General features: G+C 49.7%; 11 protein-coding genes, 2 tRNA genes and 1 rRNA gene. 12 read left to right on the top strand and 2 right to left on the bottom strand.

Going from position 1 to position 11,977, the window contains the following annotated elements:
* Nucleotides 1-80 precede the first annotated feature (80 nt).
* The 7 genes from rrf to yjfF all read left to right on the top strand — a co-directional run bounded on the left by rrf (nucleotide 81) and on the right by yjfF (nucleotide 5,522).
* Nucleotides 81-196, top strand: a 5S ribosomal RNA gene (gene rrf / locus A7983_RS06300).
* 52 nt (nucleotides 197-248) lie between these two features.
* A tRNA-Asp gene (locus A7983_RS06295) sits at nucleotides 249-325 on the top strand.
* Between the two features lie 54 nt (nucleotides 326-379).
* Nucleotides 380-455 (top strand) — tRNA-Trp (locus A7983_RS06290).
* A 440-nt stretch (nucleotides 456-895) separates the two neighbouring features.
* Nucleotides 896-1,852, top strand: a complete 957-nt coding sequence (gene ytfQ / locus A7983_RS06285; protein ID WP_005969086.1) for a galactofuranose ABC transporter, galactofuranose-binding protein YtfQ — start codon at nucleotides 896-898, stop codon at nucleotides 1,850-1,852.
* 190 nt (nucleotides 1,853-2,042) lie between these two features.
* The gene (gene ytfR / locus A7983_RS06280) at nucleotides 2,043-3,563 is read left to right on the top strand and encodes a galactofuranose ABC transporter, ATP-binding protein YtfR (protein WP_005969088.1); all 1,521 of its coding nucleotides are present in this window, start codon (nucleotides 2,043-2,045) and stop codon (nucleotides 3,561-3,563) included.
* Nucleotides 3,550-4,560, top strand: coding sequence for a galactofuranose ABC transporter, ATP-binding protein YtfT (gene ytfT / locus A7983_RS06275; protein ID WP_005969090.1), 1,011 nt, complete (start codon nucleotides 3,550-3,552; stop codon nucleotides 4,558-4,560). The genes ytfR and ytfT overlap by 14 nt, the downstream gene beginning before the upstream one ends.
* On the top strand, nucleotides 4,560-5,522 hold the full coding sequence (gene yjfF / locus A7983_RS06270; RefSeq protein WP_005969092.1) for a galactofuranose ABC transporter, permease protein YjfF: 963 nt from the start codon (nucleotides 4,560-4,562) through the stop codon (nucleotides 5,520-5,522). Before ytfT ends, yjfF begins: the two co-directional genes overlap by 1 nt.
* Before the next feature lie 21 nt (nucleotides 5,523-5,543).
* On the opposite strand, the gene hdfR is transcribed toward yjfF, so the two are convergent.
* On the bottom strand, nucleotides 5,544-6,371 hold the full coding sequence (gene hdfR / locus A7983_RS06265) for an HTH-type transcriptional regulator HdfR (RefSeq protein WP_005969094.1): 828 nt from the start codon (nucleotides 6,369-6,371) through the stop codon (nucleotides 5,544-5,546).
* 120 nt (nucleotides 6,372-6,491) lie between these two features.
* On the opposite strand from hdfR, the gene A7983_RS06260 reads away from it, so the two are divergent.
* Nucleotides 6,492-6,830, top strand: coding sequence for a DUF413 domain-containing protein (locus A7983_RS06260; protein ID WP_005969096.1), 339 nt, complete (start codon nucleotides 6,492-6,494; stop codon nucleotides 6,828-6,830).
* Between the two features lie 57 nt (nucleotides 6,831-6,887).
* On the opposite strand, the gene A7983_RS06255 is transcribed toward A7983_RS06260, so the two are convergent.
* Nucleotides 6,888-8,414, bottom strand: a complete 1,527-nt coding sequence (locus A7983_RS06255) for a YifB family Mg chelatase-like AAA ATPase (RefSeq protein WP_005969098.1) — start codon at nucleotides 8,412-8,414, stop codon at nucleotides 6,888-6,890.
* 407 nt (nucleotides 8,415-8,821) lie between these two features.
* Between A7983_RS06255 and ilvL the strand changes: the two genes are divergently transcribed.
* The 4 genes from ilvL to A7983_RS06240 all read left to right on the top strand — a co-directional run bounded on the left by ilvL (nucleotide 8,822) and on the right by A7983_RS06240 (nucleotide 11,977).
* Nucleotides 8,822-8,920, top strand: coding sequence for an ilv operon leader peptide (ilvL, locus tag A7983_RS23130; protein ID WP_071531109.1), 99 nt, complete (start codon nucleotides 8,822-8,824; stop codon nucleotides 8,918-8,920).
* Nucleotides 8,921-9,060: 140 nt separating this feature from the next.
* A complete protein-coding gene (ilvG, locus tag A7983_RS06250; RefSeq protein WP_005969100.1) occupies nucleotides 9,061-10,707 on the top strand; it encodes an acetolactate synthase 2 catalytic subunit in 1,647 nt (548 codons plus the stop codon).
* A 57-nt stretch (nucleotides 10,708-10,764) separates the two neighbouring features.
* Entirely contained in the window at nucleotides 10,765-11,025 is a 261-nt protein-coding gene (gene ilvM / locus A7983_RS06245) for an acetolactate synthase 2 small subunit (protein ID WP_005969103.1), read from the top strand.
* A 25-nt stretch (nucleotides 11,026-11,050) separates the two neighbouring features.
* Nucleotides 11,051-11,977 (top strand): branched-chain amino acid transaminase, encoded by a 927-nt coding sequence (locus A7983_RS06240; protein ID WP_005969105.1) that lies wholly within the window; start codon nucleotides 11,051-11,053, stop codon nucleotides 11,975-11,977.

Genomic DNA, 11,977 nt, shown 5'->3' with positions numbered 1-11,977 from the left:
CAGCTTGTTCAAAGATTGGTTCTGATGGTTGTGCGATACAAAGAAAGTAGAGCATAACGGTTAGGATGAAACAGAATTTGCCTGGCGGCGATAGCGCGGTGGTCCCACCTGACCCCATGCCGAACTCAGAAGTGAAACGCCGTAGCGCCGATGGTAGTGTGGGGCTTCCCCATGTGAGAGTAGGGAACTGCCAGGCATCAAATTAAGCAGTAAGCCGGAGCAATCTGGTGGTTGTAGAGAAATTCGGTGGAGCGGTAGTTCAGTTGGTTAGAATACCTGCCTGTCACGCAGGGGGTCGCGGGTTCGAGCCCCGTCCGTTCCGCCACTTATTAAAAATTATGCCTGCTAACTTTAGCAGGCATAATGTTAAGCGTAATTTAGGGGCGTAGCTCAGTTGGTAGAGCACCGGTCTCCAAAACCGGGTGTCGCGAGTTCGAGTCTCTCCGCCCCTGCCAAATAAAACCCTTCACGTTATTGTGAAGGGTTTTTTTTTGGTCTGAACTTTATGCTCGATCCTGCCTTGTACCTCTCTTCCTAATTTCTCCATTATTTATCTCCTCCAGATACCTAATTAATCTAACGCGTTGTTATTTAATAGATAAAAAATTTTGATGTGCTTCTGACAGATCGTGCTGATTTAGCTGTAAATATGCACAAAATCACCGTAATACCAGGTTGTGAACTTGCTCATCTACCTTGTTCGATATTTGAACTAAAACTATCTACAACCTGAGTGAGGATAAATCGTTTTTCATAGCGATCCTTCAGGTTGCATTCACTTGTTAGTTATACCTGCCAACATCACATCGGTAGCGCTATAGCATAAATTCGTAGCGCTATGCTGTACCTGAAATCTGACTAAGTAGCTGTAAGACTACACAGAAGGAGTTTAAGTATGTACAGACGTTTACTGGTAGCTGTTGCTGTAAGTACGGCATTATGCGGTGCCGTACAGGCAAAACCCTTAACTGTTGGGTTTTCCCAGATTGGTTCAGAATCAGGATGGCGCTCTGCGGAGACTAAAGTGTCAAAACAGGAAGCCGAGAAACGGGGAATAACGTTGAAGATCGCTGATGCTCAGCAGAAACAAGAGAATCAGATTAAGGCTGTGCGGTCATTCATTGCTCAGGGCGTAGATGCCATATTTATCGCACCGGTCGTTGCCACTGGTTGGGCTCCAGTCTTACAAGAAGCCAAAGAAGCAAAAATCCCGGTTTTCCTACTTGATAGAACGATTGAAGTTAGCGATCCATCGCTATACACCGCTGCTATTGCCTCCGACAGTGTCTATGAAGGAAAAGTGGCAGGGGAATGGCTTGTGAAAGAGGCCGCTGGGAAACCGTGTAATGTTGTCGAATTGCAGGGAACGGTTGGGGCTAGCGTAGCGATAAACCGCAAGAAAGGGTTTGCTGAAGGCATTGCTTCAGATCCGCAGATAAAAATTATCCGTTCACAATCGGGAGACTTCACTCGTAGTAAGGGTAAAGAAGTCATGGAAAGCTTTATTAAAGCTGAACAGAATGGAAAAAATATCTGTGCGGTTTATGCACATAATGATGATATGGCTATAGGTGCTATTCAGGCAATTAAAGAAGCGGGTCTAAAACCTGGTTCACAAATAAAAGTTGTTTCTATTGATGGTGTCCCCGATATTTTCAAGGCTATGATGAATGGTGAAGCTAATGCCACCGTTGAGTTAACACCCAATATGGCTGGACCTGCTTTTGATGCTTTATTAGCGATGAAGAAGGACGGGAAGCAGCCAGAAAAGTTTATTCAGACAGAGTCTCGTTTATTATTGTCTGATACGGCAAAACAGGAATATGAAACCAAAAAAGATCTTGGTTATTGATATTTATATTGTGGGCTTATTATTTATATAAATTTTGCTAAATACCTAGCGGAAATATAAATATGGAAAAGTGGGTTTACCCTGTTTTCTGCCCTTTTAAATAAAAGGGCAGTGAATATTGTCAGCCTACTTACCATAATATTGCTCAGGTGTGACGTAGCCTTGTTAAGTTGTCGCATAGGTGATGCTGATGGAAACGACACGGTTGTTAGATATTCAGGGTATGAGCGTTGAGTTTCCAGGAGTGAAAGCATTAGATAGTGTGGATTTCACGCTTAATCGCGGCGAGATAGTGGCACTATTGGGGGAGAACGGTGCAGGTAAATCAACGCTAATTAAGGCGCTGACCGGTGTTTACCACCGCTCATCGGGTGACATTATCCTTGATGGCATAGCGATTAATCCTGTTAATACGGCCCATGCCCAATCATTGGGTATCGGTACGGTATATCAAGAAGTTAATCTATTACCGAACCTATCTGTTGCAGCGAATTTATTTATTGGACGAGAACCCACTCGGTGGGGCATTGTTGATCAACAGAGAATCCTACATCAGGCCGAGGCGCTCTTATTAAGTTATGGACTGATGATTGATGTTAGCCATCCACTTGGTAATTATTCTATTGCGGTCCAGCAAATAGTAGCGATTGCCAGAGCTATCGATCTCTCCGCTAAAGTTTTGATTCTTGATGAACCCACCGCCAGCCTTGATGCAAAAGAAGTCGATATGCTGCTGGATATATTGCGGAAGCTGCGCGATCGCGGAATCGGCATGATATTTGTCACGCATTTTCTGGATCAGGTTTACCGCATTAGCGACAGAATTACTGTTTTACGTAATGGGCGACTAGTCGGGACATCACCTGCTGCAGAATTGCCGCGTATTGAATTAGTTCAGATGATGTTGGGACACAGTTTTGATGAAACGTTACTTAAACGTGGTAAACACAGTGACGCCTCGGGTGAACCTATTGTGCAATTTAAACACTATGGTCGACGTGGCTCGATTAACGACTTCGAGCTTTCCGTGCGTCCGGGAGAAATTGTTGGTCTGGCTGGTCTATTAGGGTCCGGCAGGACAGAAACCGCGCAACTGATATTTGGCATCAACGTGCCTGATGCCGGTGAAGCGTGGGTTGATGGTAAACGAATCAACATTCGCACGCCGCGTGCAGCAGGAAAGCTGGGTTTTGGCTATTGCCCAGAGGATCGCAAAACTGACGGCATCGTTGGCGCAGCAACGGTACGAGAGAACATTATTCTGGCACTCCAAGCTCAGCGCGGCTGGCTGAAGCCGATTTCTTTACGCGAGCAAACCCGTATCGCTGAAAAGTTTATCAGCCTGTTAGGGATTCGCACGCCCAGTGCTGAACAGGAAATTCAGTATCTATCGGGAGGGAATCAGCAAAAAGTATTGCTATCGCGCTGGCTGGCCACAGAGCCGCGTTTCTTGATTCTGGATGAGCCAACGAGGGGGATTGATGTTGGCGCGCATGCTGAAATCATTCGCTTTATCGAAAAACTGTGTGAGCAGGGGATGGCGTTACTCGTGATCTCTTCTGAACTGGAAGAGCTGACTGGCTATGCCGATCGCATCATTGTGTTGCGTGACAGGCAACACGTTGCGCATCTCGAACATAGCGAGATCTCGGTAGCCGCAGTGATGCAGGCAATCGCAGTACAAACGGGAGCGACTGATGCCAGACAATAACATCAAACCTGCCAAAAAAGTGCGTCTAACATTCACCAAGGGCGTGCCACAGCTTCTGGCGCTGGTCGCTATCTTGTTGATTGACAGCATGGTCGCACCAAACTTCTTCTCCCTTCACATTCAGGATGGGCGCTTGTTCGGTAGCCTTATCGACATCCTTAATCGCGGTGCGCCCGTTGCGCTACTGGCATTAGGTATGACGTTGGTTATTGCAACGGGCGGCATCGACTTATCAGTTGGTGCGGTTATGGCGATTGCTGGTGCAACAGCCGCAACGCTTACGGCTGCGGGTCATCCACTTCCTTCCGTATTACTGACCGCATTATTGGTTGGCGCACTGTGTGGGCTATGGAATGGCTTTCTGGTTGCCGTGTTGCAGATTCAGCCGATTGTTGCGACGTTAATGCTGATGGTTGCAGGGCGGGGAATCGCTCAACTGATTACTGAAGGCCAAATTATCACGTTTGATAATGCTGGGCTGGCTACGCTAGGCAGCGGAACGCTGTTCTATCTGCCGATGCCAGTGATTATTGCCTGCGTGATGTTGCTGTCCCTGTGGGCGCTGACGCGTAAAACGGCGCTTGGGCTATTTATCGAATCAGTTGGTATTAATCTGCGCTCAGCTCGCAACGCTGGCGTGAGTACGAAGCTGGTATTAGTCGCGGCTTATGTCATATGCGGCGTATGCGCCGCCGTGGCAGGCGTTATCGTAACGGCGGATATCCGCGGTGCGGATGCGAACAATGCAGGCCTCTGGCTGGAATTAGATGCGATTCTGGCCGTGGTGATCGGTGGCGGTTCTCTACTCGGAGGACGTTTTAATCTACTGCTCTCTGTCGTCGGTGCCTTGATTATTCAAAGTATGAATACCGGAATCCTGCTATCTGGCTATCGACCGGAATTTAACCTGGTTCTGAAGGCACTCGTCGTTCTGCTGGTTTTGGTTATGCAATCTCCACGCATTTCGCTACATCACCTGTTTAGGAGGAAAGTATAATGTTGAAGCGCCACTTCCCCCTGTTGATGACGATTCTGGTATTTATTGCGGGTTATTTATTCTGTCTCAGCCAGTTTCCCGGTTTTGCTTCGACGCGAGTTTTCTTTGATTTACTGACCGATAACGCTTTTTTAGGGATCGTGGCGGTTGGGATGACGTTTGTTATTCTGTCTGGCGGGATCGATCTCTCTGTGGGATCCGTTATTGCATTTACCGGTGTGTTATTGGCCAAATTGATCGGCACGTATGGCATTGATCCTTTCTTTGCGTTCGCAATTGCGCTGGTGATGGGAGCCATGTTTGGCGGATTGATGGGATGGATTATCGATACGCTGAAATTGCCTGCATTTATTATCACGCTGGCCGGTATGTTCTTTGTTCGAGGGATGAGTTTTATTGTCTCACAGGAGTCGATTCCCATCGATCATCCGGTTTATAGCCAACTGGCGGGTTTAGCATGGCGAATGCCTGATGGGGGACGTTTTACCTTCCTGGCATTAGTTATGTTGATTGTGGTGCTGGTAGGGATTGTGATGGCGCATCGAACCCGTTTCGGTAACCGTGTTTATGCGATTGGTGGTAATAGCTATTCTGCGGAGCTGATGGGGGTGCCCGTTAGGCGGACGACGATTCATATATACATGCTTTCCAGTACGTTAGCGGTGCTGTCAGGTATTGTTTTTTCTCTCTATACCTCGGCGGGCTATGCTCTGGCGGCAGGCGGCGTGGAGTTGGATGCCATCGCTGCTGTCGTGATCGGCGGTACGCTACTGACCGGTGGTGTTGGAACCGTACTGGGAACCCTGTTTGGTGTACTGATTCAGGGCCTAATTCAAACGTATATCACGTTTGATGGAACCTTGAGTTCATGGTGGACAAAAATCGTCATTGGTTTCCTGCTGTTTGCTTTCATTGGTTTACAGAAAGCGCTAAGCACATTCTGGTTAGCCAGACGTGCTTAGCGGGCCATGAACCGTGATAGGTCATGGATTAATCAAAATAGGCGTTTTCAGCAACTGGCGAATCATTGTCTGCTGATCGCTATTTTGCAACCAAACGGCATAAAACGGGCGCACGACGGGTTGGCTGTCGCCGACTATCCGCAGATTGGTGTATGTTTGTAACCAATGGCTAGGTAAAAACGCGCAACCGCCGGTTGTTTCAAGCAACTGACGTGTTAAATGGGCCGATGTTGTTGTCAAGACAGGAAGTTGCTCGCTGGCTAACAGGCGATGTTCCTGCTGATGAAAATCTGCTCCCCACTCAAGTTTTATGTAGGGTAGTTCCTGCCCGGGTGGATGCGCTTCTGCTGCGAACAGCGAAAGGGAAAAATTACCCAATAGCTGGCTCGCCAATTCTTCCATTTTGGGTGGTTCGGTCGTAATCAACAGATCTAACTGACGCTCATGGAGTTGTTTTACCAGCGAGTGGCGTAAGGCGATCCTCGCTTCTAGCTGGAGCAACGGGCGCTGTTGGTACAGCGATTGTAACCAGGGTGTCAGATACGCCTCCCATAATGAGGCGGTAGCCCCTACCGAAAGCAGGCTGTGCTGTTGCGAGCGTGCGACCTCTTTTTTGGCGATCTGCCAGGTGCCGATAAGGCTTTCCGCATAGGGTAGAAGCCGTTCGCCGGCGGGGGTCAGACGTATATTGTTCCGATGACGTGTGAACAGGTTGGCACCAAGTTGCGTCTCTAGTTGGCGAATCCGAAAACTCACCGCTGATTGCGTCAGATACAGGGATTCGGCGGCACGGCCAAAGTGTCTTGTCCTGCTGACTTCCAGAAAGGTTTTTAGTAATTCGGTATCCACGCCCATCTCCAAAAAAAATTTGTCGTGATGATTTAAATGTTTTGTTTTACACAATGTCAAGCCTATCTAATACTCCGCGCCATAAACAACACGACCATAGAAGAATTAGGAGCGTGTAAGATGGCAGAAAGCTTCTCTACCACTCATCGTTTTTTTGATAACAAGTTCTACCCGCGTGGTTTTTCCCGACATGGCGACTTTACTATTAAAGAAGCACAACTGTTGGAACGCCACGGTTACGCGTTTAACGAGCTGGATTTGGGCAAACGTGAACCAGTGACAGAGGAAGAGACCGCGTTTGTTGCAATGTGTCGCGGCGAACGTAAAGCGGAAACGGAACTGGAAAAAATCTGGTCCAAATATCTGGAACGTGTCCGTCGTCCTAAACGCTTCCATACGTTGTCCGGTGGTAAACCGCAAATGGACGCGGTGGAAGAATACACTGAAAGCGATGATTAATTAAGAATGGGGCGTTAGCCCCATTTCCTTTTGAGGTAAGTAATTACCGAATTCCCGCTATTCAAGGCTTTTGTGGAGCTGAATGAGTAATCGATCCATACAACGGTAGCTCAGTGCTTCGGCAAGATGCTTTCTCTCAATGTTGTCCCGATCGCCGAGGTCAGCGATCGTGCGTGCGACTTTCAATATTCTGTGCCAGGCTCGTACAGATAAACCAAGTTTGTTCATCACCTCTTCAAGGTAAGCCGCGTCAGGTATCTCTAGCGCGCAGTGTTTTTCTATTTCACGTGAAGTTAGCCGTGCGTTGATCTTATTTGCTCGCTTCAACTGTATCTGCCGGGCGATCAGCACACGCTCGCGAATTGTCGCGCTACTTTCCCCTTGATAATGTTGTTGAGATAACACCCCAGGTGGCAGCAAAGGAACTTCGATCGAAAGGTCAAAGCGATCCAAGAAGGGACCGGAGAGCTTACTGAGATAGCGCAGTATCTGTTGGGCCGGTAATCGGTTATGAATACCTTGATAATGCCCTGACGGGCTGGGGTTCATCGCGGCGACGAGCTGAACGCGTGCCGGATAGCACACTTTGGCGCGGGTGCGGGAAATGATAATTTCACCAGATTCCAGCGGTTCTCGCAGTGAGTCCAAGACGCGCCGCTCAAACTCCGGTAATTCATCCAGAAACAGCACGCCGTTGTGGGCGAGTGAGATTTCTCCGGGTTTGGGCAGCGAGCCTCCGCCCACGAGTGCAGCCATTGAAGAGCTATGATGAGGCGCTCTGAAGGGCCTGGCCCGCCAGCGCGTCATGGTGGCATCAATGTTGACGAGGCTATTGATAGCGGCGCTTTCTAACGCTTCTTCATCGCTCAATGGAGGCATTAGATTGCCTAGCCGACTCGCCAGCATGGTCTTCCCTGTTCCCGGTGGCCCTAGCAGTAGCAGATTGTGACCGCCTGCTGCCGCGATTTCCAACGCACGTTTAGCTTGCTCCTGACCGATAATATCCTTCAGGTCGAGCGTATCTTCTCCTATGTGTGGAACGGGCGTGGTATTGGAACAACTGAGCAACTCCTCTTCTCCACTGAGAAAGGCACATACCTGTAACAGATGCCCGGCCATCAACGCCTCGCCTTGTGGTATCAGCGTCATCTCCCGTTTATTGTCATCCGGCAGGATAAGCTGGCGGCCTGATCTTATGGCTTCCAATGCGGCCGGTATCGCGCCATTGACGCCACGTAACGTGCCAGACAGGCCGAGCTCGCCGAGAAACTCATAGCGGCTTAGCTTTTCTCCATCGATTTGTTCTGATGCCGCTAGAATCGCCAGAGCAATCGGCAAATCGTAGCGTCCTCCCTCTTTTGGCAGGTCTGCGGGAGCAAGATTGACCGTGATACGCTTTGCTGGAAACGTAAATCCGCAATTGATGAGTGCGCTGCGCACGCGATCGCGCGCTTCCTTCACGGTGGTTTCTGGTAACCCCACCAGCGTTAATGCGGGTAATCCACTGCTGATGTGAACTTCGATGTAAACGTCCGGCGCTTGTACACCAATCATTGCCCGAGTATAGGTAACTGCCAATGACATGCTATTTCCCCTTTGATGATGGCATGCATCATGTGCTGCAAAGGGGAAAAAGTAGAGACTGTCGTCGCTAACCTGCGCGGCGGTGTCATAAAATAATCTGCTGTTTCAGTAATGGATAAAATTTGTGCGTGTGGCACCGCAATTATTTAGGGCGAACGGTTCTCTTAACATTATCTGACGAGCGGTAACACATGTTTTCATTGCCCCGTATCCCCATGTGATGCTCATTTTTACGTCAATGGACGAAAATAATTTCGCACACTTCTACCTTATGATTACGTTGTATTTTTTCCCGCATTATAGGTAATCCTTACCGGTGACAATGAAAAAAAATTGTTGTCATGGCATGTCTGACTGTGATAACTCTGTAGGCATTCGTTCGACAGAAGATTAATGAACAACCTATTATGAAAGCCCTATCCCTAGTGATTAGCCTAGTCGTGATTAGCGTGGTGGTGATTATTATCCCACCGTGCGGGGCTGCACTTGGACGAAGAATGGCTTAGAAATCAAGGCCTGATTCAAGAAAACCCCCGCACCGAAAGGTCGGGGGTTTTTTGTTGGGCGTAATCTATAACAGAAAGGAACAGAAAATGAACATCAGCATAAAATTCTGTTATTCCCATACGATGTCGGGGAAATAACTATGAATGGAGCACAGTGGGTGGTGCAAGCGTTGCGAGCACAGGGAGTGGATACCGTTTTTGGTTATCCGGGTGGGGCGATAATGCCAGTCTATGATGCACTTTATGACGGCGGCGTTAAACACCTGCTGTGTCGCCATGAGCAAGGCGCGGCAATGGCAGCGCTTGGCTATGCCCGCGCGACGGGCAAGGTGGGTGTCTGTATAGCGACATCTGGCCCGGGTGCTACCAACCTGATCACCGGTTTGGCTGATGCGCTGCTGGATTCTGTGCCTGTGGTAGCGATCACCGGACAGGTTGGGTCGGCGCTGATTGGTACCGATGCTTTTCAGGAGATAGACGTGTTGGGTCTGTCACTGGCCTGTACGAAACATAGTTTTCTGGTTGAGTCTCTCGAATCATTGCCGGAAGTGATGGCAGAAGCGTTCGAGATTGCTAGCAGCGGTCGCCCTGGCCCTGTACTGGTCGATATTCCTAAAGATATTCAGTTAGCTGTCGGCGATTTCACGCCGAACTTTGCGCCCGTTGCTAATGATGTTGATTTCCCTGAACAAGATATCGCGCAGGCGCACGCTCTGCTGGCGAAAGCGCAGAAACCGGTGCTGTACGTTGGCGGCGGGGTCGGTATGGCGAATGCGGTTCCTGCACTGCGTGAATTCCTGAGTGTGGCGGATATCCCTTCGGTTTCTACGCTGAAAGGGCTAGGTGCTGTGGATGCCAATCATCCCTATTATCTCGGTATGATTGGTATGCATGGCACGAAGGCGGCGAACCTGATTGTGCAGGAATGCGATCTGTTAATTGCGGTCGGAGCGCGTTTTGATGACCGCGTGACTGGCAAGCTGAACGCCTTCGCCCCTCATGCTAGCGTCATTCACATGGACATCGACCCGGCGGAACTGAGCAAATTGCGCCATGCCAATGTGGCGCTGCAAGGCGATCTGAAGGCGATATTACCGGCCCTGCAACAACCGCTGAACATCAGCGCGTGGCGTCAGCAGGCTACACTGATGAAGGCGGAATACCCGTGGCGTTACGATCATCCCGGTCAGGCGATTTATGCCCCCGCGCTGCTGAAGACGATCTCCGAACGGATGGATGCGGATACCGTGGTGACGACCGATGTGGGCCAGCACCAAATGTGGGCTGCGCAGCATATGACGTTCAGTCGTCCTGAGAATTTCATTACCTCCAGCGGGCTCGGTACGATGGGCTTTGGCGTACCGGCTGCGGTAGGCGCACAGGTAGCACGCCCAGACGACATGGTTATCTGCATTTCCGGTGACGGTTCTTTCATGATGAACGTTCAGGAACTGGGTACCATCAAACGAAAACGGCTGCCGTTGAAGATCGTGCTGTTGGATAACCAGCGGTTAGGCATGGTACGCCAGTGGCAGCAGTTATTCTTTGATGAACGCTATAGTGAAACCGACCTCTCCGATAACCCTGATTTCCTGACGCTGGCAAGCGCATTTGATATCCCCGGCCAGCGCATCACCCGTAAAGATCAAATTGATGCCGCGCTGGATGCCCTATTTAACAGCGAAGGGCCCTATTTACTGCATGTATCGATCGATGAATACGAAAACGTCTGGCCTCTGGTTCCGCCGGGTGCGGGTAATGAAACGATGCTCGATAAAACCAAATAAGCTCGACGAAACCCACTAATGGCTGACTTACACAGAATAAGTGCTGGAGACAACAGAATGACACACCATCAACTTTCGATTCAGGCGCGCTTTCGTCCCGAGGTTCTGGAGCGTGTATTACGTGTTACCCGTCATCGCGGCTTCAAAGTTTGCGCTATGAATATGGTGCAAACTACTAATACCGATCACATTAATATTGAACTGACCGTTGCCAGCCATCGTTCGGTGGATTTATTGTCAACACAATTGAGCAAGCTGTTGGATATTGCCTGCGTTGACATTCAACCGATGACGACATCACAGCAGATTAGCGCCTAACGCAAAAGAGTAAGGAAAAAGAAGAATGACAAAAAAAGCGGACTACATTTGGTTCAATGGCGAGATGGTTCCTTGGGCTGAAGCAAAAGTACACGTGATGTCGCATGCCCTGCACTATGGCACCTCCGTCTTTGAAGGCGTTCGTTGCTACAATTCACATAAGGGCCCAGTGGTTTTCCGTCACCGTGAGCACATGCAGCGCCTGCGTGATTCGGCAAAAATTTACCGTATGCCGGTTGCGCAAAGTGTGGATGAGTTGATGGAAGCCTGTCGTGAAACGCTGCGCAAAAATAACCTGACCAGCGCCTATATTCGTCCACTGGTGTTTATTGGTGATGTGGGTATGGGCGTTAACCCGCCAGACGGTTATCAAACTGATGTGATCATCGCGGCTTTCCCATGGGGCGCGTATCTGGGTGAGGAAGCGCTGGAAGCCGGTATTGATGCGATGGTGTCGTCCTGGAACCGTGTCGCGGCGAATACCATTCCGACCGCTGCTAAAGCGGGCGGTAACTATCTGTCCTCCCTGCTGGTGGGCAGCGAAGCTCGTCGTCATGGCTATCAGGAAGGGATCGCGCTGGATGTTCACGGCTATGTTTCTGAAGGGGCTGGCGAGAACCTGTTTGAAGTGAAAGACGGCATTATCTTCACGCCGCCGTTTACCTCTTCAGCGCTGCCGGGCATCACGCGCGACGCCATCATCAAGTTGGCGAAGGACGCCGGGTATGAAGTGCGTGAGCAGGTGCTGTCCCGTGAGTCGCTGTATCTGGCGGATGAAGTGTTTATGTCCGGCACGGCGGCGGAAATTACGCCGGTACGCAGCGTAGACGGCATTCAGGTTGGCATTGGCAAACGCGGCCCGGTCACCAAAGCCTTACAGGATGCGTTTTTTGGCCTCTTCACGGGTGAAACCGAAGATAAATGGGGCTGGTTGGATCCGATAAATCATTAA

The organism is Pectobacterium wasabiae CFBP 3304, from assembly GCF_001742185.1.
Classification (GTDB): Bacteria; Pseudomonadota; Gammaproteobacteria; order Enterobacterales; family Enterobacteriaceae; genus Pectobacterium; species Pectobacterium wasabiae.
The sequence above is the reverse complement of the archived record's forward strand: the minus strand, read 5'-3'. Positions and strand labels throughout refer to the sequence as shown.